Here is a 25,142-nt window from a genome sequence, read left to right on the forward strand (position 1 = left end):
GCCGCGGGGGCCGCGGGGGCGGTCTGGGGGACGGTGTTGGCCAAGGACGTGGCCGGAGAGTTCGAGTCGAACACGCCAAAGTAGCCTGCTCCAGCGACGGCGAGTGTGACAACACCGATCACTGCGGCCGCCGGGATAAGGAAACTTCCCAGGCCGGCGAACACGCCCGAGATTCCGGCGCCCGCGGAGGAGGTCCCCGTTCCCGCGGCGGTTGCGGTCGCGCCAACGCCCGCTTCATGTGTGCCGACGCCCGCTGCACCTGACGTCGCCGCGTTGCTGCTGGCGCCCGTCGTGAATGCGGCCACCAGGGCCGCGGCTCCCGCGGCACCTGCGGTGACCGCACCGGTGGCGCCAACCCCTCCAGCACCGCCAGCAGCGCCTGCGCCCGTGCCGGAACCGGCTCCCGCGGCGGTAGCCCCGCCAAGCGCGCCGCCAATCGGCAAACCGCCGTCGAGCGCCGCCATGCCCGCCGCGCCCAGAATGAGCGGCGCGATGATGCTGCGCATGCCGCGATTGACGTCTTCGAGTTCGGCTACGAGCGCCGCACACTTCTCGCACGTGCTCACGTGCTCGTCAACGCGAACGGACTCACGCTTGTTGAGGCCGCCGCGCACGAACGCACCCAACTGGGCGTTGACCTCACGGCAATCAACGTCGTCGGCCGACGATAGGTGCTGCTGGAGGTAGGCCTGGCGGAGCGCCTCCCGCGCACGGTAGGACAAAGCGGCGACACCGTTTGCGGAAAGGCCTAGGAGCGGGGCGATCTCTTTGGGGCTCTTCTTCTCGACTTCGGTGTACCAGAGCACCGCTTGCCAGCGCTCGGGGAGCGACTTGAACGCGTCCGCCACAAGGCCGTGCTCGAAGTTGGCCATCGCAGGTTCGTCGGACGATGCCTCGTAGCCGAGGGACGACTCGTACGGGGACATGTCATCGCGCGGCCTGGTGCGGATTCCCTTGTTGATGACGTCCATGCCGGTACGGCGCACGATGGTGAACAGGTAGGCGCGGAAGGCGAGGTCGGGGCCGTCGCCTTGTTGGAGCGCGCGCAGCACGCGAGAGAAGGACTCCGACACCACATCGTCAATGTCCGACGCGGCGTTGGTGTACTGCGCCGCCACCTTGCGGGCTGCGGATGCGTGGCGCTCGTAGAGCACGCCAAAGGCGGCCGAGTCGCCGGCCCGCACGCCAGCGATCAGCTCCGGATCGCTGGACATCTCTGTCCACAACGCGATCATCTCGTTGCCCATATAGTCGTCCGCCCTGCCCGATGTGGGGACACTCGTGCGCTCCATACTCCCCCTTTCTGGGGGCATCGCACAAGGCAAACGCCGAGTGGCGTTCGTCACACTTGGGGAGCGGGGTTGACTCTTCGCAAGTTTTTTTTGGAATCCGCGTCATAGCGGGGGCTCTGCTCCGTCTCATAGCGCATGACGGGCAACGATCACCTCACTGACACGGTGGGATCCTCGGCGCTTCTGCACACCTGGCAGGCCGCGAGCATCGAATCCGTGTGGCTGCGCCCGGGTGACTGGTATACGCCAGCCACCGAAGCGCTCGTCGAGGCACTGGAGGCCCGGCTGGACACCGCTCCCGCCGCCTTCCGCCTGGGTCAAGCCAGGTCGGAGTCGGGCGTCGGCATCACCGAGGCAATCGACGACATGGCCGTGTTGTTCCGCTCCGCGGGATTCGAATCCGCCCCGATCCGCTCCATCCGCGCCTTGTGCGAGGGGTGGACTCACGGCTCGGTGGCTGCCCCGTCCGCGCCGCAGATGACCGATCCGGAGTCAGGCCTTGGTACCGCGGAGTACCTCACTCAGCGTTTGGCTGAGGTTTACGGGACCGCCGGTCGGCAGGGAAGTTCGGTGACTCAGACGCACGCCCTGGTCATCATCGACGTGTCCGTGCTGGATTCGGATCCGTGGCAGCGGATGGCGCGCAACGCCGCCGTGGGCCAGGCGCTCACGGGAGCTTACGGCGACGGTCACCCCATGGCACGTCTTGGGGACGGTCTGTACGCGGTGCTCGTGGAACGTGGCACGAGACTGGGCAGGGGAATCGCCTTGCTTCGCGACCACATCTCCGAGCGGGCCACCACGATGCGTGTGGGAAATCTGATGCGTCAGCCCCCGCGCGTGTGGATCGAGTCGCTTCCCGAGACCCATGCGTATGCCCACGAGCTCATCGAGTCGATGGTGCGGTAGGGCGACAACAAGTTTGCGGTGCGTGGCGCGCTGAGGGCGCCACGCACCGCTTCATTTTGTGGGTGAACTCCACGGCCAGACGGACACGCGCTACGCCTTGCGGTTGTACGCGCGAATGGCGAGTGGAGCGAACACCGCCACAAAGATGGCGCACCACACGAGCGTCCACGCCACCGGGCTCTGCCACTGGCCGCTGTGGGACCCGATCGGCCCGAGGGCGGGATCGTTCCACAGGGCACGCAGGGCCTTCACGAGGTGTGACAGCGGGTTTGCATTCGCAAACGATGCGAGCCAGTTGGGCATGGACTCGGTGGGCACAAACGCATTCGACGCGAAGGTCAGCGGGAACAGCGTCATGAAGACGATGCCTTGGACCGCCCTCTGTGACCGTGCGATCAGGCCAATCAGCATCGGCCCCCACGCGAGGCACAGCGCAAACAGGATCGCCAGCAACACGCCGGCAAGGAAGTGCCAGATGTCGGTGCCCACGCGGAACCCAAGAACGTATCCGGTGCCGACCATGATGCCAATGAGGAGCACGTAGCGGACCACGTCGCCGAGCGCGGCGCCAAACAGGGGTGCGATCCGCGAGATGGGCAGCGACCGGAAGCGGTCGAAGATGCCCTTCTCCATGTCGGCGTTGAGCTGGATGCCGATGCCGACCGAGGCGAACGCGATGTTCTGGCCGATGATGCCCGTCACGAGCAGCGGCAGATAGTCCTGCGTGGAGCCGGCGATCGCTCCACCAAAGATGTACGCAAACAGCAGCGTGAACATGATGGGCGACAGGGTGACGTCGATCAGCCCCTCCGGCGTGCGCCACGTCGTGGCGAGTGAGCGCTTGGCGAGCACCCAGGAGTGCCTCAGCATGTCGGTGGGTCCGTGCGGGATGACCTCGACCTCGTGAGTAGCGCCTGCCGTGGTCATGCGTTGACCTCCTCGGAGGAGTCGGAGGAGTCGGAGGAGTCGGAGGCGCCGGGCGCGGTGCGATTGCGTTCCCCGGTCAGCGTGAAGAACACTTCGTCGAGGCTCGGCAGCATGAGCGACAGCTCGGTCACCTCGACCGAGGCGGCCCGAAGGCGCCCCACCACGTCGGCCAGGACCGAGTCGTTGGGAACGGGTACGGAGAACTCTCCATTGCGCGGCTCATCGACCGTTGCCCCGTCCGTGGCCACACTCGCGAGGATCCCGCGCACCGCATCGGCAGCCTCCGCCTCGGAGGGCCGGACGCGCAGCGTCTGCGAGCCCACCACGCGCTTGAGCGTCTCCGCGGTGTCGTGGGCGATGACCTCGCCGTGGTTGATGACGACGATGTCGTCGGCCAGGGCGTCCGCCTCCTCCAGGTATTGGGTGGTGAGCAGGACGGAGGTGCCGTTCGCGACGATGGCTCGCACCACGTCCCACATGTCCTCCCGCTTGGCCGGGTCGAGTCCCGTGGTGGGCTCATCCAGAAAGACGATCTCGGGGTGGCCGGTCAGCGACGCCGCAAGGTCGAGGCGGCGTCGCATGCCACCCGAATAGGTCTTCGCCATGCGGTCGGCGGCTTCGGTGAGATCGAACCACTCAAGCAATTCGGCGGCACGGGCGCGAGCCGTCCCCACACGCATGTTGAGGAGCTCGCCGATCATCACGAGGTTTTCGCGGCCCGTCAGTTCCTCGTCGACCGATGCGTATTGCCCCGTCAGTCCGACCCGCTTGCGCACTTCGCGCGGATGGCGGACGACGTCGTAGCCGGCGACGATGGCCCGTCCGGCATCGGGACGCAGCAGCGTGGCGAGGATGCGGACGGCGGTGGTCTTGCCCGCTCCGTTGGGTCCGAGCACTCCCAGCACCTTGCCGCGCGGGACCTGGAACGACACGCCCTTGAGAGCCTTGGTTTCCTTGAAGGATTTGACGAGGCCTGCGGCCTCCACTGCGATATCGCGGGACATGGACAAAACGTACGACGAATGTCCGACTTCGCGCTCGCGGTACAGGGCCAAATCCGCCGCGGGTGAACCCCGCGGGGCTGGCGTCGCGTGACGGTCGGTACGGTGTGAACGTGTCCCGCCATCGCATTCAGGTGAAGCCGGGCAGCCGCAAGGGCCCGCTCGTCGAGGATGGCCCGGACGGGCTGCTCACGGTGTTTGTGCGCGAGCGGGCGGTGGAAGGCGCGGCCAACGCCGGCGTTGTCGCGGCGCTCGCGAAGCATTGGGGGGTGCGCACGTCGGAGGTGCGGATTGTCGCGGGCCACAAGGCGCGCATCAAGACCGTGGAGCTCGACGACTAGCGCGGGGGTGTGGAAGAACCGGTCGATCGGGGTGTCAGCGTCCCCGCCACACCACCAGGCCGCGGCCCTCGTCGCGTCGGCCGCGTTGGCCGCGTTCCACGATGACGACCTTTCCGGACGGGCCGGAGGTGAACACGCGTGAGCCGAGATCGGCGCGCGGCCGCAGCCGCTCCACCTCCTGCTCAAGGCGTTCGACGCGCTTGCTGAGCGACAGGATGCGCGCGATCCCCGCCAAGTTGATGCCCTCTTCTTGGCTCATGCGCTGCACCTCGCGCAAGGTGGCGACATCTCGCAGGGAGTAGCGGCGTCCGCCTCCGGGACGGCGCCGGGGCACCACCAGACCGAGTCGGTCATATTGCCGCAAGGTCTGGGCGTGCATGCCCGCGAGTTCGGCCGCGGCGGAGATCAGGAAGACAGGCTCGTCAACATCCGGCTGCTCCATGGCTCCTCCTTTCCGGTGGGCCTCAAGACCAAGGCTAAGGGGCTACCTGGCCGCGTCGTCGTAGAGACGTGCGCGCGGGTCGTCGGCCGCGGTGGCGAGCGCGAACGCCTGAAGTGCCTCCTTCGCCGCCTTGGAAACCTTGGAGGGGACGGCCACCTCGACGCGCACGAGGAGGTCGCCAGCGCCCTCCTTCGCCACGAGGCCCTTGCCCTTGACGCGCAGCGTCGCGCCCGACGAGGTGCCGGGGGCGATCTTCACCTTGACGCGTTCGCCCGCCAAGGTGGGCACCTCGACGGTCGCGCCCAGCACGGCCTCGTCGAACGACACGGGCAGGTTGATGCGGAGGTTGCGACCGTCGACCGTGAAGACGGGGTGCTTGCCCACGTGGATGGTCAGGATGATGTCGCCGGCAGGGCCGCCGTTGGCGCCCGCACGGCCCTTGCCGCGAAGGCGGATCTTCTGACCATCCGTGACGCCCACCGGCAGCCGGGTGGAGACGCGTTGCCCATCGATGCCCAGGGTCACGGTGGCGCCTTGGGCCGCCTCGCGGAACGAGACCTCGGTCGCCGCCGCCAGGTCGGCGCCCTTCTGCGGGCCGCGCGCACGGCCGCCTCCGAACAGTCCGCCCAGAATGTCCTCGAAGCCTTGGCCGCGCGTCGCGCCACCGCCTCCGAACAGCCCACCAAAGACGTCCTCGAAGCCCTGGGCACCGCCCGCACCGCCTCCCCCGGCCTGGAAGCGGGCGCCGCCACCCATGGCCCGAATCGCGTCGTATTGTTTGCGCTGCTCGGCGTCCGACACCACGCCGTACGCCTCGCCCACTTCCTTGAAGCGCCTCTCGGCCGCGGCGTCGTTCGGGTGCCGGTCGGGGTGGAGTTCTCTCGCGAGCTTGCGGTAGGCCTTCTTGATGTCGGCCTGGGAGGCGTCCTTTGGCACGCCAAGGGTCGCGTAGAAGTCCTTGTTGAACCAGTCTTGGCTAGTCACGTCCGCCTCCTTCCTTGAGATGAATCGGCGTGGGGTCGAGTGAGCGGTGGTCTAGTGGTCTTCCTCGGGTTGGGCGACGATGACGCGTGCCGCGCGCACCACGCGGTCGCCGAGGCGGTGCCCCGGCTGGGCGACGTGGTGCACGGTGGGCTCGGTGACGTCGGCGCTGGGTTGCGACATGAGCGCCTCGTGCAGCGCCGGGTCGAAGATGTCGCCCTGCTCCCCAAAGGTCGACCAGCCGAAGCGGCCCAGGGCCTCCTCGAGTTTCTCCGCGATCGACGCGAAGGGGCCCTCGGCGAGGTCGCCGTGCTGGCGGGCCGCCGAGATGTCATCCAGCACCGGCAGCATAGCCTCGAGCACCTTGGACGTTGCCACGTCCGCGATTGCGGCGCGGTCGCGATCGACCCTCTTGCGATAGTTGACGTATTCGGCCTGCAGGCGTTGAAGGTCGGCGAGGTGCTCGGCGGCCTTCACCTCCGCCTGCGTGAGCGCGTCGTCAGCGCCCTCTTCGTCGGCGTCGAAGTCGTCCTGGGCGCCGCTCGCGTCGTCGATGATCTGCTCGGCCGCCGCGAGGGCGTCGTCGGCGCCGTCGTCGTCGGGTGAAGTGAATCCGGTGTTGTCTTCCATGAGGTCCTCCCGTGAGCGGTGGCGGCGAGCGGGCTTGCCCGCCCGCCGCCAGGCGCGCGCTGTGGTGCCCAGTTACTTGGTGTCGTCCTCGTCGTCGACGATTTCGGCGTCCACCACGTCGTCATCTGCGGAGCCGGACTCGCCGGTGGGGGCGTCGGCGCCTGACTCGGCACCCGCCTCCTGCTCGGCCTTGTAGATGGCCTCGCCGATCTTCTGCGCCTTGGCCACGAGCGCGTCGTGGGCCGTCTTCACGGCCTCCGCGTCGTCCCCCTCGAGGGTCTTGCGCACCTCGGCGATGGCCTCCTTGACGTCATCGGCAACCTCGGAGGGGACCTTGTCCTCGTTGTCGGACAGGATCTTCTCTGTCGAGTAGGCGAAGTTCTCCGCGTTGTTGCGGGTCTCCGCTTCCTCGCGCCGCTTCTTGTCCTCCGCCTCGTGCTCCTCGGCGTCCTTGACCATCCGGTCGATGTCTTCCTTCGACAACGCCGAACCGCCCGTCACCGTGATCGACGACTCCTTGCCGGTTCCGCGGTCCTTGGCGTGGACGTGGACGATGCCGTTGGCGTCGATGTCGAAGGTGACCTCGATCTGAGGAACGCCGCGTGGGGCGGGCGCGATGCCGCCCAACTCGAACGTGCCGAGCAGCTTGTTATCCCGCGCGAACTGACGCTCGCCCTGGAACACCTGGATCATCACCGAGGGCTGGTTGTCGTCCGCGGTGGAGAACACCTCGGAGGACTTGGTGGGGATGGCGGTGTTGCGCTCGATCAGCGTGGTCATCACGCCGCCCTTGGTCTCGATGCCGAGGCTGAGGGGGGTGACGTCGATGAGCAGCACGTCCTTGCGTTCGCCCTTGATGACGCCGGCCTGCAGGGCCGCGCCCACGGCGACAACCTCGTCCGGGTTGACGCCCTTGTTGGGCTCCTTGCCGCCGGTGAGTTCCCGGACCACGTCCGTGACGGCGGGCATGCGGGTGGAACCGCCAACCATGACCACGTGGTCGATGTCGGCCAACTTGATGCCGGCGTCCTTGATGACCTGGTGGAACGGCGCCTTGGTGCGCTCGAGCAGATCCTTGGTCATCTCCTGGAACTGGGCCCTCGTGAGCTTGGTGTCCAAGTGGACGGGGCCGTTCTCGCCGATGCTGAGGTACTGAAGCGAGATGGTGGTCTGCTGGGCGGAGCTGAGCTCCTTCTTGGCCTGCTCGGAGGCCTCGCGCAGGCGCTGCAGGGCGGACCGGTCCTTGGACAGGTCGATGCCCTCCGCGTTCTTGACCTCCTTGACCAGGAAGTCGACGATGCGCTGGTCCCAGTCGTCGCCGCCCAGGCGGTTGTCGCCGGCCGTGGCGCGGACCTGAATGGTGGAGAACTCGTCCTCGTCCTTGCCCACCTCGAGCAGGGAGACGTCGAACGTGCCGCCGCCGAGGTCGAACACCAGGATGAGCTCGTCTTCCTTGCCCTTGTCCAGGCCGTAGGCGAGTGCGGCCGCGGTGGGCTCGTTGACGATGCGCAGGACGTTGAGTCCCGAGATCTCGCCGGCGTCCTTGGTGGCCTGGCGCTCCGCGTCGTTGAAGTATGCGGGGACGGTGATGACCGCGTCGGTCACCTTCTCGCCCAGGTACTCCTCGGCGTCGCGCTTGAGCTTGCCCAGGATGCGGGCCGAGATCTCCTGGGGCGTGTAGGTCTTGTCGTCGATCTTCACGTCCCAGTCGGTGCCCATGTGACGCTTGACCGACGCGATGGTACGGTCCACGTTGGTGACCGCTTGGCGCTTGGCGATCTCGCCGACGAGCACCTCGCCGGTCTTCGAGAACGCCACCACGGACGGGGTGGTGCGGGCGCCTTCCGCGTTTGCGATGACGGTCGGTTCGCCGCCCTCAAGCACGGCGACGCACGAGTTCGTGGTGCCGAGGTCAATGCCTACTGCACGGGACATGTGGAGGTCCTCCTTGGTGCGGGCCCGAGCGGGCCTATGGTGAGGTGCTCAGTATTGAGCCTTCTGCGCTCAAGTATCCATAACTGACCTCGGCGTTGTCAAGTGAGTTGAGTCACCCTGACTCAACTCTGAAGGTCGGCGGCGCGCGGGTTGCGTGCGACTGCTAGTCGCGAGTCAGGATCCGGCCCGCCTCCATGCGGTGAACCTCCGACGCGATCGCGGCGGCCTCCGTCGGGTCGTGCGTCACCAGGATGGCCGTGGTGCCCGTGCGGGCGAGGATGTCTCGCATCTCGCCGGCCAGACGAGACCTGAGTTCCGCGTCGAGCGACGACAGCGGCTCGTCGAGCAGGAGCAAGCGAGGGCGTGGCGCGAGCGAACGGGCGAGGGCCACGCGTTGACGCTCGCCGCCGGACAGGTTGGCGACCGGTTGATCTCGGTACTTGGTCAGCCCGACCAACTCCAGCAATTCGCTCACCCTCGTCTCGCGTTCGGCCGCGGGTACGCGCGCCATCTCGAGGCCAAAGGCGATGTTCCCGGCGACGGTGCGATGGGGGAACAGTTGGCCGTCCTGAAAGACGAGGCCAAAGCCGCGCCGGTGGATCGGGACGTGCGTGACGTCTTCGCCGTCGAACGCCACGGTGCCGGAGTCGGGCGCCGTGATTCCCACGATGCCGGCCAGCAACGTGGACTTGCCGCATCCCGACGGCCCCAGGAGCGCGATCGTCTGGCCACGCCGTACCGCAAGGCTGACCGAGTCGACGGCGGGCTCCTGGGCTCCCGGATACACGACGGTCAGGTCGGTGACGCGCAGGCCCCGCGCGGCTGCGTCGGCTGGGGTACTCATAGTTCCGCCTCTCCAATGCGCCGAAAGCGTTCCGCCGCAAACATGATCGTCCCTGTGACGGCCGCGAGCAGCACCGCCGCGGCGAAGGCCATGCCGACGTTGTCCGCACCCGGGCGCCCCAGCAGACGCACGATTGCGGTGGGCAGGGTGGGGGCGTCGGGGCGCGCGAGAAACGCCGTCGCCCCGAACTCACCGAGCGCGATGGCGGCCGCGAAGCCCACGGCCACGCCGAACGGCCGCGCGAGCAGCGGCCAGTCGATGAGGGCCCATACCTTGACCGGGGACGCCCCGAGGGCCGCCGCGGCAGAGCGCAGCCGGTCGTCGATGGCGCGCGCCGCCGGGACCAAGGTGCGGGTGACAAAGGGGAGTGCGACCAGCGACTGGCCGATGGGCACGAGCCACCACGAGGCGCGCAGGTCGAAGCCCAGCACGTTGCGGTTGAGAGTGAGCAAGAGCCCCAGGCCGATCATCACCGCGCTGACGCCCACGGGAAGGACCATCGCCGCGTCGAGAAGGGTGGCGCGGCCGCTGCGGTGGGTCACGAGGTGCGCTATCAGCAGCCCAAGGACGCTCGCGATCACCGTCGCGACGGCGGCGACCGTGACTGAGTGCCAGGCTGCAACCAGCACCGGCTCGGGCAGCAGGCCGCGTGCGGGCGTCTCGCCGAGGGCACGGTAGTGCTTGAAGGAGTAGCCGGACGCGCCACGCAGCGAGCGTTCCACGAGTGCGATGATCGGAGCACCGTTAACGACCAGAAGAGCGACGAGCGCCGCCACCACCGCGGGAGCGTCTCGACGAGTGGCCCGCCGCGTGCCGTCGATTCTCCGCACGGGTGCGGACCGCTCCCGCGCCCGCCGCGCGCGGTCGGTGGCCCACAACGTGATGGCGACGATGATGAGCTGCACCAGCGACAGCAGCGCCGCCGTGCGCAGGTCGAGGAACTGGTTGACCTGCAGGTAGATCTCGGTCTCGATGGTCGACACCCGGCTGCCGCCCAAGACGAGCACGATGCCGAAGGACGAGGCGCAGAACAGGAACGCCAAGGACGCGGCCGACGCCAAGGCCGGTCCCAAGGCGGGCAGCGTCACGTGGCGGAAGGCGGCAAGGCGGCTGGCTCCGAGCGTGCGCGCCGCGGAGACGCGGCCGGGATCGAGACCCGCCCAGGCGCCGCCCACGATGCGCATCACCACCGAGGTGTTGTAGAACACGAGCGCGGCCACGATGATCCATAGTGATTGGTCGAGCCCCGTCCATCCCAGCGGCCCGCCGCGCCGCACGAGCGCCGAGAAGGCCGCCGCCACCACCACGGTCGGGAGCACGAACGGCACGCTCGCCGCCGCGCGGGCAAACCCGACTCCCCGCCAGCGAAGCCTGAAGAGCGCGTACGCGGCGGGAATGCCCAAGACGATCGAGCCGAGCGTGCCCGCCGCCGCCAGCAGCAGCGTCGTCCCCATGGCCTTGAGGGTGTGCGTGTTGGTGAGCGCCTCCGCGACAAGGTCCAGACGTACGGAGCCGTCCTGGGTGAGGCCCCTCCACAACACCGTGGCGAGCGGCCACACAAAGAACAGTGCGAGGTACGCCAGCGGCAACGCCGCGAGCCCCCACCACGTCAGGTGGGGGCGGACGCGGCGTGCGGTCATGTGCGCTGAGCCTTCCTGGTGGGCGGGTCCTGCTAGTTCAGGACCGTGTCAGTCCAGGTCTGGATCCACTCGTCGCGCTTGGCGTCGATCGTGGTCGGATCGATCGTCCACGGGTCTGCGGCGAGCGGCGCGTATTGGGCCCATTCGGCAGGAACCGTGACGGCGGTGGAAACGGGGTACACGTACATGTTCTCCGGAACCGAAGCCTGGAAGTCGTCGGACAGCATCCAGTCGACCACCTGCTGGGCGCCCTGGGGATTCTGGGCGCCGGCAAGCACGCCCGCGTACTCCACCTGCCGGAAGCAGGTGTCGAGCAGCGCGGCCGTGGTGGGCTGCCCGTCGACCGCCTCGAACGGGGGAGACGACGCGTAGCTGAGCACGATCGGGTAGTCGCCGCCGTAGTTGGGCGCCGAGAAGTCCGTGTAGTACGTGTCCGACCAGGACGCCGTGACGCGCAGGCCGTTGTCGTTGAGAGCCGACCAATACTCCGGCCACGCGTCGCCCTTGGCCGCGATGGTCGCCATCAGGAACGCGAGACCGGGAGATGACGTCGCGGGATTGGTCACCGACACCATGCCGCTGTACGCCGGGTCAAGCAGGTTGTCGAACGTCCGCGGCGCTGGCAGGTCGCCGCCAAAGGCGGCCAGGTCGATGTTGAGGCACACGTCCGAGAAGTCGATCGCGGTGAGCGCCTGCGAGCCCTCGATCGCGTAGGCGGCCGCGTCCGTGGCTGCCCGAGCGTCCGAGGTGTAGTCCGCGAAGACCCCTGCCTCGATGGCGCGCGAGGCGAAGGTGTTGTCGACGCCGTAGACCACGTCCCCCAGCGGGGCATCCTTGGTGAGCACCAACTGGTTCACGAGCGTGCCGGCGTCTCCCGGCGCCACGAACGTGACATCCAGGCCGGACCCTGCTTCGAACGCGGCCAGGACGTCGTCCGGCACCGCGAAGCTGTCGTGAGTGACCACGGTGACCTTGGTGGGCATCGGCGACGCTGTGGTGGTGGGCGACGCGGACGTCGTCTCGTCGGTGGTAGTTGCGGTAGAGCAGGCGGCGGCGCCCAAGGCGACCACTGCGGAAATGGTGAATGCGCGCATGATGTTCATGCGATTCCTCCCGTGATGCAGGAGGGGTAATGAGACTCGACTCCCTACGCCGGTGCAAACCGGATCAGGTTCGAGGGTCTGCGGGTGACCGCACTCTCAGCGCCCTTGACCCGCATGTGGATGCGGAGGCGCTCCCCTGTCGTACTGCCCACGATAGTCGCTTGTGGGGACGAGTGGTGAACTCGCTTTCGCTACCCTTCTCACCGCTACCTTCATCTGGTGTTTGCGGTAAGGGTGGTGTAGGGCCCAGCCCGCATCCGGGCGAAGGGCCTACCCGCACGACACGTTGGCCGCAGCGGCGTTGGACAAGACAGCGGTCCCGCCGAGGACGATCGCACTTGTCGAACGGAGGGCAACGACGGAGTCGTGAATAGGCTTCGGAGCGCAGGTCGGCGACGTGGTGTAGAGGGGCGCACCAAGGTGGCCCGCGAGTGCCGCCCCAGTGAGCCCGTCGGGGAAGTTCACGCCATTTGCCAGGATTATGGTGCCCGAAGACCCGGCGGGGAAGTAGGCATTGTTGATGAGCGCCGCCGTTGAATAGCGGTCCCCGCCTCCGTAGCGCGTCACGCTGTATCCCCTTGTGGTCAGTTGGTTCTTGATGCCCGCCGAGACTGCGCCCGTGCCTCCGGCGATGATGACCTTGGTGACACCCAAGCGAGAGAGTTCGGAGAGGGTCTGGCTTGAAACAGAGGACTTGAGTCCGTCCACAAGGATCACAGGGGCATTCAACTTGCCAGCCACTCCGGTGGCCGCGAGCGCGTCGGGGAAAGCGCGACCGGTCGCGATGATCGCAGTTGTGGATCTCGTAAAGGATCCCCGTGAAATCTGTAGCCCCGTGGCGTACCGATCAGCTCCGCCGTAACGAGTGACTGGAGCTATCGTCGCAAGAGTTTGGTAGACGCTCAAAGACACGGCGCCGGTGCCGCCAGCAATGTATATCTGCGCTGGGTCGAGTCGCCGAATCTCCGTAACCACATGTGACGGGATCGATCCTGTTGAGGTCAGTAGAAGTGGCCCACCGAGGTGTGCTGCTGCAGCGGCCGCTGACAGCGCATCGGGAAAGCCTGTACCGGCCGCGACGAACACGGCCGGAACGCCCGGCGCGTACTGGCGCGACACCTGGACGGCAGTGTCATAACGATTTGCGCCGTAAAGCCGGGTGGTCCCTGCGGGCAGGCTTGCCTGGATGCCGCTGGACACGGTGAAGGCTCCGCCGCCGCTGGGCCAGCCCGAATAGAGCACGCCACCGCCCGAGTCCAGCAACTTGATGCTGTATGAACCTGGCGGCACGTCGGAGAAGGTGTATACGTTTCCAGCTCGCGTTCCACACTGACGGAAGAACTCTGAACCTGAGGGTCCCATTACAAGAGCAACGCAAGCGACCGTTCCCGAAGACGGAATGCTGTCGAGATCGACGACCGCATCGGCCGGATCCGGGATCGCGACCGGTGACCCATAGTCGCCGAATACCTGCACGCCCCACGTGATTCCCAGGTCATCCTGGAACGTGCCGATCCCGATGTGCGTCCACCGCGAGTTCAGCATGTTTGCATTGTGCCCGGCGCTGTCGCGCCACTGCGTCAGGAGGTGCTCGTAGGGGTCCAACGTGTCACGGTTCAGCGCGATATTCTCGCCAACGGATTCCCACCCGGCCGGCACCTGCTGGGACATCAGCGGGTTGTGGCGAAACGCCACGTCAAAGTCGCGCGTGCTGGCGTAGTCCGCAGCCATCCGCTCGGCCCATGCCTGCGCGACGGCCGACATCCGCGGGTCATGCACCAGGCGGTCAACGCCGTTGAGTTGGCGGTAATCGTTCGTGCCGCGAAGCACCGTCTCAAAGCCAGCGCTGGTCTCGTCCTCGGACGAGCTTGCCGGGGCCGAAAGGATCCCAGACAGCAGCGCTGCCAGGACTACGGCAACGAAGAGTCGCCCGCGAACAGTCATCATGCCAGCCAGACTAATTGGCCCAAAACCCGATAAATAGGGTGATGTGACCCATTCCACTGGACTTGACCGAGACCTTTGCCGCGAGCCGGGGAACCCGTCAAATCCGGACGCATGGCCGGCCGTCATCTCCACGCAACCTGGAAGTCGCCCACGTGATGCGGAGCCTCGACCTCTTTCTTGCGCCTCGTGGCGGTGAGCAACCTGCTCTACATGCGCTGTACGAGATCGCGCCAGCGTTCGAGCGACGGACGGTGCGTGAAGCGCCCGTAGGAGCCTTGCCGGTAGCGGCGCAAGATCCCTGGGAGGCGAGCGGGCCAGAACCACGGCATCGTCGAGCGCTCCGCCTCGAAGGCGGCCTTGTCCGCGACAAGCGCCAGCACCTCCTCGGGGGCACCATGCTCCACGAGCCGGGCGTGCAGCGCCTCCGCCCTCCTGTGCAGAGTGATGTAGCGCTGGCGGCGACCCGACAGCGCGAACCGTGCCAGGCCCGCCAGCGACTGAGGAGGAATGCCGATCTGGTTGCTGCTGTGGACTCGGTAGTCGATCAGCGGGGTCCTGTCCACCATGAGCGTGCCCAGGGCGGACGCCAGGAACGCCAGCCACTCATCGTGAATGAAGAGCTCGGGGATGGGCAAAGCCACGTCGAGCAGGTCGCGCGTGAGCATCGCGGTGGCCCCCGTCGCGATGTTGCGACGAACGAGGACGTCGGCTTCGCGACCGTCCTCGAACCCGCTCAGCTCCTTGTCGGTCACGCCGTACGACGCGAACAGGTGCTCGCCGGAGAAGACGTTGTGGTCGTCAATGACGCGGGCGTCGGTGAAGATCATGGCCGGACGCCTGGCCGCGGATAAGCGTGGCACCAGCGTCGCGGTCTTCGCCGGATCCCAAACATCGTCGTGGTCCGACAGAGCGATCAGGTCACCCGTGCAGGCGGCGAGGGTACGGCAAAAGTTCTGTACGACGCCGCCGGAGCGTTCGGTGAACTCGACGCGCACCACGTGGCCCCTTGGATGCCCGACCACGACGGCGGCGATGCGCTCGAGGGTGCCGTCCGAGGAACCATCGTCGCCGATCACGACCTCGTCGACGGGGAGGTCCTGGTCGAGGATGCTGAGTAGCTGCCGCTCGATGAAGCGCTCGCTGTTGTAGGTGCACAGGGCGACCGAGAGGCGCGGCTGGCGCGCATGGAAATCTATCATCACATCACGCCGGGTCAGCCTTCGTCGTGTGCGTCGCCATGGCGGTCGGGACCTTCTTCCTCACTCGGGGGCCGTGGTGCTTCGCCAAGTTCCCGCAGACGAAGTTCGAGTAGTGCCACCGTCTCGGCGAGGTCGCGAGTCTTCGCTTCAAGGCGGGTGAGCTCGGCGCTGTGCTGGAGGCTCACCAGGAACAGGATGGTGATCGAAACAAAGAACACCAGGTTGACCGGCAGTTCGATACCCGTGACACGGGCTGCCCAGGTAAGCGACTCAGGGAAGATGCCTGCGAGCAGGGCCAGTACCCCCGCAGCCAGCCACCATGCCGCATGGCGCTCGCGAAGGCGACGGTGGCGCAGCAGACTTACCACAACGATCAGGACAAAGAGCGCTGCCACAATCCCGAATATGTACGCTCTGAGGGTCATGCAGTGGCCTCAATCGTTCGGGGTGCAACCGCCTTGGGTCGAGCGTATGCAAACAGCAGGGCGAGAGTGGCCCTTGCCAGGTAGACCGCCGCCCTCAAGGGGCTGTGCGATGGCGCACCGCCACTGCGATCACGCATTGCGGTGGGGACCTGCGTGGCTGTGAGGCCAGCACGGCAAGCGAGAACCAGCGACTCGATCGTGTCGCCCAAATACTCTGCCGGGTACTCCCGCTCGAACAGTTCGATGGCCCGGGGCCCGGATGCGCGGAATCCTGAGGTTGTGTCCGTGAGTTTCGTCCCTGCGGTGCGGCTGATGGTCCACGCCAGCACCTTGCTCGCCCAACGCCGCGGTCCGCTCATGACATACGCGCCTTCACCAGCAAATCGGGCGCCAATCACGATGTCGTAGTCCTCGAGACGGTCGAGCAAACCGGTCACCGTCGCCGGATCGTGTTGGCCGTCGGCGTCGATCTGCACCACCGCCCGATAGCCATGCTGCGCCGCGTATCGGAAGCCCACGCGCATCGCGCCGCCCACACCGAGGTTGAAGGGAAGAGTCGCGACCAGTGCGCCGGCGGCGCGCGCGGCGTCAGCGGTTCCGTCGGTCGATCCGTCGTCAACAACCAAGACAGTGATGTCGGGGAGGATGGCGCGCGTCTCGCTGACCACACGCCCAACGGACTGGGATTCGTTGTACGCCGGCATCACGATGAGCGTCTGCCCGAGCGCAGTTCCCATGGTCCGGAGCATAGCATCGGGGCCACCTCGATTCCGGCGCCGGCGCTCCCTCGCTAACGGTTGATGGTGGTGCCGGTGCGCGCCGATTCGAGCACAGCATCAACCACTGCGACGGTCTCCAATCCCTCACGCATGGTGACGTATTGCGAGGACGTGCCAAGGATTCCGTCACGGAATGCCGCGTGTTCGGTGGCAAGCGGCTCCGCCTTGGCAATCGCGAAGCGAGTGACGTTGCCCTCTGATACGCCACGGAAGCCAGCGATGTGATCCCATGTGGTTGCGATGGTGCCGTTTTCGTAGAACGTCAAGTCCGCCGTGAGCGTGTCTGCCACGAAGGCTCCGCGCTCTCCAGTGACCACCGTGGTGCGTTCCTTCATCGGTGATAGCCAGTTGATGAGGTGATTGGCGACAGTGCCATTCGCGAGGCGGCCCGTGATGGACACCAAGTCCTCGTGCTCGCGTCCGCTGCGGTGAGTGACCTGGGCCGAGATCGACGCATACGTCGATTGCGCCACCCACGCGGCAAGGTCGACGTCGTGGGGGCCGAGGTCGCGGACCACGCCGACGTCGGCGATGCGGGCCGGAAAGGGGCCTTGGCGTCGTGTCGCGATTTGGAAGACGTCGCCGAGATCGCCGTTCTCGAGGCGCACACGCAGGCTCTGGACAGCGGGGTTGTAGCGCTCGATGTGACCGACCGCGCCCACGAGGCCGCGGCTCTCGAACGCGGCGGTGATCCGTTCGGCCGAGGCGGTGTCGTGGCCGAGCGGTTTCTCCACCAAGGCGTGAACGCCGGCCGCTGCCACGGCAAGGGCGACAGGCTCGTGGTAGATGGTGGGCACGGCGACCACCACGTAGTCGAGGCCAGCCTTCAGTAGCGTGTCGATGTCTGGCGCCAACTCAAGGTCGCCGGCAACGCCGTGGGGGTCGCCGGTCGCGTCGGCGATGGCAACAAGGTCCACGCCCTCAAGCGCACGCAGCACGCGGGCGTGGTGGCGCCCCATGCTGCCAATGCCGATGAGTCCTGCTCGCAAGTTGGCCATCAGGCACCCGCTCCCGCGACGGCGTTCACGGCTTCGATGACGCGCTCAACGTCCTCGTCGCTCAGCGCGGGGTGGACGGGAAGCGACAACACCTCTTGAGCCGCCTTGGCCGTGACGGGTAGGTCGGCCTCCGTGCGCAACGACGGCAGTTCGTGATTGGGGATGGGGTAGTAGACGCCCGTGCCGACGCCGTGCTCCTCGAGCAGCGCTTTGGCGAACCCGTCCCTGTCTTGGGGGACGCGAATCGTGTACTGGTGGTACACGTGAACGGCGCCTTCGGCGACCGGCGGCACCACGACTCCGCGCAGGTTGGCATCGAAGCGCGCGGCAATCTCTTGACGGCGAGCGGTCCAGGCAGGCAACTTGGTAAGCTGCACGCGGCCGATCGCGGCGTGGATGTCCGTCATGCGGGCGTTGAAGCCCACCAGTTCGTTCTCGTAGCGGCGCTCCATTCCCTGGTTGCGCAACAACTTGACCAGACGCGCGACCTCGTCCGTCGCACAAGAGACCATGCCGCCTTCGCCGGAGGTCATGTTCTTGGTGGGGTACAGGCTGAACATCGCGAAGGTGCCGAAGGAGCCAACGGGGGCTCCCTGCCACTGCGCGCCGTGCGCCTGGGCGGCGTCCTCAACGAGTTGGACGTTGTGCTGGGAAGCCACCTCGGCCAAGCGGGTCATGTCTGCAGGGTGGCCGTAAAGGTGCACCGGCATGATCGCGGCGGTGCGGTCGGTGATCGCAGCGGCCGCAGCGTCGGGGTCCATACAGAAGGTGTCCGGGTCGATGTCGACGAATACCGGTGTCGCGCCGGTCAGGGCGACCGAGTTTCCCGTGGCGGCAAAGGTGAACGACGGCACCAGGACCTCGTCGCCCGCGCCGATGCCTGCGGCAAGGAGCCCAAGGTGCAGGCCAGATGTGCCGGAGTTGACGGCCACGCAGGTGCGCCCGCCCACCAGTTCGTCCGCGAACTCGCGCTCGAAGGCGGCGACCTCGGGGCCCTGGGCGATCATGCCAGAGCGCATGACGCGATCGACTGCGGCGCGCTCCTCGCCGCCGATGATGGGGCTCGCGGCGGGAATCGTGGGTTGGTTCATCAGGTCTTCCTTCGATGGGGGGTCGCGTGCGTCAGCGTGGCGCGAGTGCGCCGTCAGTCTCTTCGTACAGCGAGTTGGTCACGGGGCACCGGTAGGTGGTGTCGCCCTCCTTGACAAGCGGTGAGCCCGCCTCGCCCACCCAGCCGATGCGTCGGGCGGGCACGCCGACGACGAGCGCGTAGTCGGGGACGTCCTTGGTCACCACCGCGCCAGCGGCGACGGTGGCCCACCGCCCGATGGTCACTGGCGCGACGCAGACGGCCCGGGCACCGATGGAGGCGCCATGTCGGACAGTGACGCCAACTGGCTCCCAGTCGTGTGCGGACTTGACCGAGCCGTCTATGTTGATGGCGCGCGGGAAGTGGTCATTGGTGAACACCACGCTCGGACCCACAAAGACGCCATCCTCGAGTACCGCTGGCTCGTACACCAAGGCGTAGTTCTGCACCTTGCAGCCGTTGCCCATGGTCACACCGCTGCCGATGTAGGCGCCACGACCGACCACGCAATCGCGGCCGAGCACTGCCCCCTCCCGCACTTGCGCGAGATGCCAGATAGAGGAGTCTGCTCCGATGATGGCGTCAGGCGCGACGTCAGCCGTCTGCGCGACCCGGATGCTCATGCGGCCACGATACCTCAGGGGTTTGGCACCACGAGCGACCAAAGTCGCCCCTTGGACGCGCTACGAAAAGGGGGTAGAGGCAAGCCCTACGATGGAGGCGTGCTCATGCAGGTCTCCCCGTCGCCACGCGTCGTCTCCCCCCAGGGACGCCACGCATGACGCGCGTGCTCATCATCACCGGCTCGTCGCTGGGCGAGCGCCTCGCTGGCCCAGCCATCCGGGCGCGTGCGATGGCCCGAGTGCTCGCCGCGGACGGTCACGACGTGACGCTTGCGACCACCGCCACGCTTGACGACGACGCCTCCGAGGGCCGCTTCCGCTCCGTCGCGTTGCGACCACGAGACGATGCCGCCTTTGATGCCCTCGAACGCGTCGTGGACCTCATTGTCTTCCAGGGTCACGCCATGGAGCAGTTCACTCGCCTCGCCTCGACGGACCGCGTGGTGGTGGTCGACGCGTACGACCCGATGCACCTGGAGATGCTGGAGCAGGGCCGTGAGGAGCCGCGCGCCACGTGGGACCTGATGGTGCGCTCGCGCGTCTCGCTGCTCAACCATCAACTGGTGCGCGCTGACATGGTGCTGTGCGCCTCCGCGCGCCAGCGCTCGTTTTATCTGGGTCAACTCGCCGCGCTTGGCCGCATCTCACCCACCACGTACGAGAACGACCCATCGCTCGAACACCTCATCGCGATCGCGCCGTTCGGACTGGAAGCAGAGCCCCCCGTCGTGACGCGGCCTGCCTTGCGCGGCGTCGTCCCAGGGATCGACGACGAGACGAAGATCCTGATCTGGGGCGGCGGCGTCTACAGCTGGTTCGACCCGCTCCTCTTGATTCGTGCGGTGCATGCGCTCGCACAGCGGCGCCCTGGCACGGCGCTGGTATTCCTTGGCACACGCCACCCGGGCCAGCGACCGATGGGTGTCATCAACGACGCTATCGACCTGGCCGAGGAGCTCGGTGCCCTGGGCAACTCCGTGATCTTCAACGAGGACTGGGTGCCTTACGACGAGCGCGGCAGTTTCCTCAGCGAGGCGAACGCCGGTGTTTCGACCCATCACGCACACGTGGAGACCGAGTTCTCTTTCCGCACCCGCATCCTCGACTACCTCTGGGCGGGCCTGCCCATGGTGGTGACGGAGGGAGACACGTTTGCGGATCTGGTGCGCGAGGAACGCCTCGGCATCGCCGTGCCCGCCGGCGATTTCGACGCGCTGGCAGACGCGCTCGAGACTGTTCTTTACGACGATGCCTTCGCCGCCGCGGCGCGTGAACGCGTGGAAGTCGTGCGACAGCGCTACTTGTGGGAGACGACGCTCGAACCACTACGGCGCATTGCGCGTCAGCCTCGCCGCGCTCCCGACGTTGAGGCCGCAGGGGGGCGCGACGCTCTTGCTGCGTCGGCGCGCGACCTCCTTGATCCAGCAGACCGACCTGGGTTTGTGCGTGACCTACGCGTGGCGTGGCACCACCTCCGGCACGCTGGTGCGCGTGAAGTCGTGCGTCGGGCGAGGGTGAGGAGGTCCAAGGAGTGACGGGGTCCCCGCCGGGCCCGCCCGGGCAGACCAGGGCCAGCGCGGCCGCCCTCGCCCGCCGGATCACCGCGTTCGCCGGTGTTCCCTTCCTCTCACTCCTCGCCCCCTTCATCTTCCTTCCGGTCCTGGCGCGACTCGCCGGGGCCGATGTCTGGGTCGCCATCGCACTGGGCCAGTCGGTGGGCGGTATCGCGGCGCTCGTGTCGGGGCTCGGCTACTCGACGCTTGCCCCGCCGATCGTCGCGGTCGCGTCGACCGAGGAACGTCGCCGTCTGCTCGCGACGAGCCTGCATGTGCGAGTGCCGGTCTGGAGCTTTGCCGTCGTGATCGCAGGGGTGGTCGCGGCAGCGCTCGCCCCCGAAGCGAACCGGGCGGAGGCGGCTGCCATGGCGGGCGCGATGAGCCTTGCGGGGCTTGCCCCCACGTGGTTCTGGATCGGAGTCGGCAGGGCGTTGCCCATTCTGTGGTCCGAGGTGCTGCCCAGGACGGCCGCGACGCTCGCCGCCACCGTGCTCCTCATCCTGGGGGCGGGACCCATCTGGTACCCGATCCTGCTCGCGATCGCAATGATCGCGGGCCCGGCCGTGGTGTATGGGCGTATCGCGGCCTTTGACCTCGTCTCCGTCGATCGCGACGGCGTCGTCGCGGTGTTGCGTCGTCACCCACCCGCATTGATCGCCGAGATCGCCGGGGGCGCTTACAACGCGTTGGCCGTCGCAATCGTCACTTCGGTTGCGCCCGTGGCGCAGGCGGCGCGTTTTGTCTCAGGAGACAAGGCGTATCGCATCGGTCAGTACTCCGTGTCGGCTCTCGGAAACGCTCTTCAAGGCTGGGTGGTGGAGGCCGGTCGGGCCAGGATGGGGCGACGGCTCAGGGTTGTCATCGCGCTCCACGCGTCCGTGGGCGTGGCCGGTTTGGTCGCCATGGGAGTGGGGGGTCCCTGGCTGACTACGGCGCTTTTCGGCAAGGACGTTGCCATCGGTGAGGCGACAGCGCTTGGCTTCGGAGTCGCGATCCTTGGGATCACTCTTGGGACTGCCTTCGGCCGGATCGGTCTGATTACCATCGGAGCGCGCAAAGCATTCATGAGTTGTGTCGTGGGCGCATCCATCGCGGGCGTCACGGGTTTGCTCGTGGGCGCTTCGCTCTGGGGGGCAAGCGGCGCCGCCTGGGCCTTGGGCATCACGGAGTCACTCTCGGCGCTGGCTCAGGGCACGGTGCTCGCCGCCCTATGGAGGCGCCGCGAGCCCACGGACCACGTCTCGACTCACGAGCCCACTGCGACCACATAAGGTGGCACCGGGTGAAACTGCCCACGTCGAGAGCCCAAGGAGGCACTGTGGCCACGAGGGGAAGCGAAGTCGGTCTGCGTCGGCTGATCGGTCGACTCCGGTGGATTCACGTTGCGCCACTGTTGGCCGTGCTCACGCTGACCGCGTGGGCCTTTGCCTCGCCGGTGGGTGCCGGGCCTGACGACGATTACCACCTTGCGAGTACCTGGTGTGCAATGGGCGGTAGCGAAGCGTGCGCGCCGGGCGCGCAGGCCAACAGCCGCGAGGTGTCGCAGGCGTTCATGTCCGCGCGGTGCTACGCCCAGGAGGCCACGGAGAGCGCCGCATGTCAGGACGAGGCGGGACTCGCGCTGGATGGACCCAAGGTCGACACGCGCCGCGGCAACTTCCAACGCGAGTACCCCGGCCTGTACTACGCATCCATGCGTGCGTTTGCCGGTGACGATCTTGAAGGTAGTGCTCTCGTGATGAGATTCGTCAACCTGACTCTCTTTGTGGGACTGGCAACGGCGCTCGCGGCGCTGTTGAACGCCTCCCGCCGGCAGACCCTGCTGTGGGGCTGGCTCGTGTCGATGGTGCCGCTGGGAGTCTTCCTGATTCCCTCGAACAACCCGAGCGGGTGGGCGATCACCGGAGTGGGCACAGCTTTCATGGCGTTGTTGGGCTGGTTCGAGAGTCACGGGAAACGGCGTTGGGCGCTTGGCACCTTGTACGTGCTCGGTGTCCTGATGGCGGCCGGCGCTCGCGGCGACGCGGCCGTCTACGCCACAGGTGCCACAGTGGTGGCGTGTGTGCTGACGGCCTCGCGAAGCAAGGAGTGGCTGACGCGTGCGTTGCTTCCGTTCGGTGGTCTCGTGCTGATCGGAATGCTATTCCTCACCTCCACACAGGCCGGCGTGGGCGCCCACGGGTTCGCGGGGGGGAATTCTCCCGTGGGAGCTGGTGTTGGGGATCAAGCTGCCGAGGCGACCGGCGGACTGGCGCTGGCAGCCTACAACCTGTTGATGCTGCCCTACCTCTGGACGGGTGTGTGGGGTACGTGGGCCCTGGGATGGTTCGACACACCGATGCCAGCTGTCGTGCCGTGGGCTGCGGTGGCCGCCTTCGTGGTCGTCGGCTTTGCGGGGTTGGGATTGCTCAACAAGCGCAAGTCTGTAGCGACTGCCGGAGTCCTGGCGGTGCTTGTTGTTCTTCCCGTCTATGTCCTCACGGCAGGCGGCGATTCTGTGGGAAGCCAACTCCAACCGCGCTACCTCTTGCCGCTCATCGTCCTCCTATGCCTTTTGCTGGCCACGGCACCGCCCGGCTCGCGCACCGTGCGCTTTACGCGCGTCCAGACCGTGGCGATCTTGAGTGCGCTCGCCATCGCAAATCTGGTAGCGCTTCAGGTCAATATCCGTCGCTATGTCACCGGGGTCGATCAACAGGGATTCAACTTGGATGCCCACGCAGAGTGGTGGTGGCACGAGATGCCACTGGGGCCCATGGCTGTATGGTTTATTGGCTCGGCTTCCTTTATTGGGCTACTCCTCGTGTTGTGGCCCTCACTGCGGCGACGAGTCATCGCACCGTGACGATTCTGCGGGGTTGAGCGTTGCTTCGTAGGCCCCATAGACCGCCTAAGGTACTCGTGGGTTGACATGTCCCTCTTGAGAGCTCAAGGAGTACCCGTGGCGGCGATCCACGTGGAGTCGCGACTGCGCCGGCTCATCGGGAAGTTTCGCTGGATTCACGCTGCGCCATTGCTCGCAGTCATCGCTTTGGGGGCGTGGGCCGTTGCCTCGCCCGTGGGAGCGAGCCCAGACGATGATTATCACCTGGTGAGCACGTGGTGCGCGCTGGGAGGTAGCGACGCCTGCACCCGAGTTGACGATCCGAACATGCGGCGCGTGTCCACCGCGTTCGGCGCGTCCGCCTGCTACGCGATGATTGCGGAACGTTCCGCCGCGTGCCAGTACCGGCATGGCCTTGCCCTCGATGGGCCAACGGAAGAAACTATTCGCGGGAACTTCCAGGACAAGTACCCGGACGTCTTCTATGGCGTCATGCGGCTCTTTGCTGGCCAGGATCTTGAGCGCAGCGTGCTGGTGATGCGCCTCGTGAATGTCTTGCTTTTTGTGGGGCTTGCGACGCTTGTTGCGGCCATGCTCAGTGTCTCAAGGCGGCAGACTCTGTTGTGGGGTTGGCTGGTGACGATGGTGCCGCTGGGCATGTTCCTCATTCCCTCCAACAACCCGAGTGGGTGGGCGACAACTGGGGTGGGCATGGCCTTCATGGCACTCATGGGGTGGTTCGAAAGCGGTGGACGCAGACGTTGGGTGCTGGGGGCTTTGTACGTCGTCGGCATCGTCATGGCGGCCGGGTCCCGAAGCGACGGCGCGATTTACGCTGGCGGGGCCACCCTCGTGGCGTCACTATTGACGTGGTCTCGAACGCGGGATTGGCGCTTGCGATCGATGCTGCCGCTCGCTGGCCTCGTGATCGTTCTGCTACTGTTCTTGACCACGCATCAGGCGGACGTGGGAGTGGGCGGTATCTCCGGCGGGAATTCCGGCGCAGCTCCCGGAAGCGTCGGCGGGGCGGTCGAGCCGACGGGAGGCATCGCCCTCGCTGCCTACAACATTCTGATGGTGCCGTATTTGTGGACCGGGGTGTGGGGAACCTGGGCGCTCGGCTGGTTTGACACCGTGCTCCCCGCAGTTGTCCCTTGGGCCTCTGCGGCGGCCTTTGTCGTGGTGGGATTTGCCGGTTTGGGTTTGCTCAATCGGCGCAAAGCAGTGGCGGTGGTCGGTGTGCTTGCCGTGCTGTTGCTATTCCCGGTGTACCTACTGACTGCTGGTGGCGACGCCGTGGGTAGCCAATTTCAGCCCCGCTATCTGTTGCCGCTCGTGGTGTTGCTCGGCCTGGTGCTGGTGATCGCGACTCCCGGACGGCGGACGGTGCGCTTCACGCAAACGCAGACCGTGATCATCCTGAGTGCGCTCGCAGTCGCGAATCTGGTCGCGCTGCAGGTGAACATTCGCCGGTACGTCACCGGCGCCGATGAGCAAGGATTCCACCTCAGTGCCGGAGCCGAGTGGTGGTGGGATGGCGCGCCGGTCGGTCCCACTGCCGTGTGGCTCGTCGGGTCGCTGGCGTTTGCAGGGCTGCTGGCGGTGCTGTGGCCGGAACTGAGGCGCAAATCCGTCGCTCCCTGAGCCGCGCCGGGA

Annotated in this window: 23 protein-coding genes and 1 riboswitch; of the genes, 6 read left to right on the top strand and 17 right to left on the bottom strand. The window is 66.9% G+C overall.

Features of this window, described 5'->3' with window-relative positions; translation table 11 throughout:
• The coding region (locus QZZ29_RS00195; RefSeq protein WP_291380434.1) for a sigma-70 family RNA polymerase sigma factor at nt 1-1,292 on the bottom strand (1,292 nt) is incomplete at its 3' end.
• A 135-nt stretch (nt 1,293-1,427) separates the two neighbouring features.
• On the opposite strand from QZZ29_RS00195, the gene QZZ29_RS00200 reads away from it, so the two are divergent.
• Nucleotides 1,428-2,201, top strand: coding sequence for a hypothetical protein (locus QZZ29_RS00200; protein ID WP_291380436.1), 774 nt, complete (start codon nt 1,428-1,430; stop codon nt 2,199-2,201).
• Nucleotides 2,202-2,291: 90 nt separating this feature from the next.
• On the opposite strand, the gene QZZ29_RS00205 is transcribed toward QZZ29_RS00200, so the two are convergent.
• Nucleotides 2,292-3,128 (bottom strand): ABC transporter permease, encoded by an 837-nt coding sequence (locus tag QZZ29_RS00205; RefSeq protein ID WP_291380437.1) that lies wholly within the window; start codon nt 3,126-3,128, stop codon nt 2,292-2,294.
• Entirely contained in the window at nt 3,125-4,132 is a 1,008-nt protein-coding gene (locus QZZ29_RS00210) for an ATP-binding cassette domain-containing protein (protein ID WP_291380439.1), read from the bottom strand. The genes QZZ29_RS00205 and QZZ29_RS00210 overlap by 4 nt, the downstream gene beginning before the upstream one ends.
• Before the next feature lie 110 nt (nt 4,133-4,242).
• Between QZZ29_RS00210 and QZZ29_RS00215 the strand changes: the two genes are divergently transcribed.
• The gene (locus QZZ29_RS00215; protein ID WP_291380440.1) at nt 4,243-4,470 is read left to right on the top strand and encodes a DUF167 family protein; all 228 of its coding nucleotides are present in this window, start codon (nt 4,243-4,245) and stop codon (nt 4,468-4,470) included.
• 34 nt (nt 4,471-4,504) lie between these two features.
• On the opposite strand, the gene QZZ29_RS00220 is transcribed toward QZZ29_RS00215, so the two are convergent.
• From QZZ29_RS00220 to QZZ29_RS00285, 14 genes are all read right to left on the bottom strand, one after another.
• Nucleotides 4,505-4,912 (bottom strand): MerR family transcriptional regulator, encoded by a 408-nt coding sequence (locus tag QZZ29_RS00220; RefSeq protein WP_291380442.1) that lies wholly within the window; start codon nt 4,910-4,912, stop codon nt 4,505-4,507.
• Between the two features lie 42 nt (nt 4,913-4,954).
• The gene (locus QZZ29_RS00225) at nt 4,955-5,896 is read right to left on the bottom strand and encodes a DnaJ C-terminal domain-containing protein (RefSeq protein ID WP_291380444.1); all 942 of its coding nucleotides are present in this window, start codon (nt 5,894-5,896) and stop codon (nt 4,955-4,957) included.
• Between the two features lie 51 nt (nt 5,897-5,947).
• Nucleotides 5,948-6,523 carry a nucleotide exchange factor GrpE gene (gene grpE, locus QZZ29_RS00230; protein ID WP_291380446.1) on the bottom strand — a complete coding sequence of 192 codons (576 nt, stop codon included), beginning with the start codon at nt 6,521-6,523 and terminating at the stop codon, nt 5,948-5,950.
• Between the two features lie 72 nt (nt 6,524-6,595).
• On the bottom strand, nt 6,596-8,458 hold the full coding sequence (gene dnaK, locus QZZ29_RS00235; RefSeq protein WP_291380448.1) for a molecular chaperone DnaK: 1,863 nt from the start codon (nt 8,456-8,458) through the stop codon (nt 6,596-6,598).
• Between the two features lie 163 nt (nt 8,459-8,621).
• Nucleotides 8,622-9,302 carry an ABC transporter ATP-binding protein gene (locus QZZ29_RS00240; RefSeq protein WP_291380450.1) on the bottom strand — a complete coding sequence of 227 codons (681 nt, stop codon included), beginning with the start codon at nt 9,300-9,302 and terminating at the stop codon, nt 8,622-8,624.
• Complete coding sequence (locus QZZ29_RS00245) at nt 9,299-10,942, bottom strand: iron ABC transporter permease (RefSeq protein WP_291380452.1); 1,644 nt, start codon at nt 10,940-10,942, stop codon at nt 9,299-9,301. The genes QZZ29_RS00240 and QZZ29_RS00245 overlap by 4 nt, the downstream gene beginning before the upstream one ends.
• Nucleotides 10,943-10,974: 32 nt before the next feature.
• Entirely contained in the window at nt 10,975-12,045 is a 1,071-nt protein-coding gene (locus QZZ29_RS00250; protein WP_291380454.1) for a thiamine ABC transporter substrate-binding protein, read from the bottom strand.
• 24 nt (nt 12,046-12,069) lie between these two features.
• Nucleotides 12,070-12,193: riboswitch (TPP riboswitch) on the bottom strand.
• Nucleotides 12,194-12,315: 122 nt separating this feature from the next.
• Complete coding sequence (locus QZZ29_RS00255; protein ID WP_291380456.1) at nt 12,316-13,992, bottom strand: cell wall-binding repeat-containing protein; 1,677 nt, start codon at nt 13,990-13,992, stop codon at nt 12,316-12,318.
• 206 nt (nt 13,993-14,198) lie between these two features.
• Nucleotides 14,199-15,191: a glycosyltransferase gene (locus QZZ29_RS00260; RefSeq protein ID WP_291380489.1), complete on the bottom strand. Its 993-nt coding sequence runs from the start codon at nt 15,189-15,191 to the stop codon at nt 14,199-14,201.
• A 14-nt stretch (nt 15,192-15,205) separates the two neighbouring features.
• On the bottom strand, nt 15,206-15,616 hold the full coding sequence (locus QZZ29_RS00265) for a DUF2304 domain-containing protein (protein ID WP_291380458.1): 411 nt from the start codon (nt 15,614-15,616) through the stop codon (nt 15,206-15,208).
• Nucleotides 15,613-16,353 (bottom strand): glycosyltransferase family 2 protein, encoded by a 741-nt coding sequence (locus QZZ29_RS00270; RefSeq protein WP_291380459.1) that lies wholly within the window; start codon nt 16,351-16,353, stop codon nt 15,613-15,615. The genes QZZ29_RS00265 and QZZ29_RS00270 overlap by 4 nt, the downstream gene beginning before the upstream one ends.
• Nucleotides 16,354-16,406: 53 nt before the next feature.
• Nucleotides 16,407-17,393: a Gfo/Idh/MocA family oxidoreductase gene (locus tag QZZ29_RS00275; protein ID WP_291380461.1), complete on the bottom strand. Its 987-nt coding sequence runs from the start codon at nt 17,391-17,393 to the stop codon at nt 16,407-16,409.
• Nucleotides 17,393-18,484 carry a DegT/DnrJ/EryC1/StrS family aminotransferase gene (locus tag QZZ29_RS00280; RefSeq protein WP_291380463.1) on the bottom strand — a complete coding sequence of 364 codons (1,092 nt, stop codon included), beginning with the start codon at nt 18,482-18,484 and terminating at the stop codon, nt 17,393-17,395. Before QZZ29_RS00280 ends, QZZ29_RS00275 begins: the two co-directional genes overlap by 1 nt.
• A gap of 31 nt (nt 18,485-18,515) precedes the next feature.
• Nucleotides 18,516-19,106, bottom strand: a complete 591-nt coding sequence (locus tag QZZ29_RS00285) for an acyltransferase (protein WP_291380465.1) — start codon at nt 19,104-19,106, stop codon at nt 18,516-18,518.
• 155 nt (nt 19,107-19,261) lie between these two features.
• Between QZZ29_RS00285 and QZZ29_RS00290 the strand changes: the two genes are divergently transcribed.
• The 4 genes from QZZ29_RS00290 to QZZ29_RS00305 all read left to right on the top strand — a co-directional run bounded on the left by QZZ29_RS00290 (nt 19,262) and on the right by QZZ29_RS00305 (nt 25,130).
• Nucleotides 19,262-20,641 (top strand): glycosyltransferase family 4 protein, encoded by a 1,380-nt coding sequence (locus QZZ29_RS00290; RefSeq protein ID WP_291380467.1) that lies wholly within the window; start codon nt 19,262-19,264, stop codon nt 20,639-20,641.
• Nucleotides 20,638-21,933, top strand: a complete 1,296-nt coding sequence (locus QZZ29_RS00295; protein ID WP_291380469.1) for a polysaccharide biosynthesis protein — start codon at nt 20,638-20,640, stop codon at nt 21,931-21,933. The genes QZZ29_RS00290 and QZZ29_RS00295 overlap by 4 nt, the downstream gene beginning before the upstream one ends.
• Nucleotides 21,934-21,980: 47 nt before the next feature.
• Entirely contained in the window at nt 21,981-23,507 is a 1,527-nt protein-coding gene (locus QZZ29_RS00300; protein ID WP_291380471.1) for a DUF2142 domain-containing protein, read from the top strand.
• 96 nt (nt 23,508-23,603) lie between these two features.
• Nucleotides 23,604-25,130, top strand: coding sequence for a DUF2142 domain-containing protein (locus QZZ29_RS00305; protein WP_291380473.1), 1,527 nt, complete (start codon nt 23,604-23,606; stop codon nt 25,128-25,130).
• Nucleotides 25,131-25,142: the final 12 nt, after the last annotated feature.

The sequence above is a fragment of the Demequina sp. genome, assembly GCF_016278765.1.
Classification (GTDB): domain Bacteria; phylum Actinomycetota; class Actinomycetes; order Actinomycetales; family Demequinaceae; genus Demequina.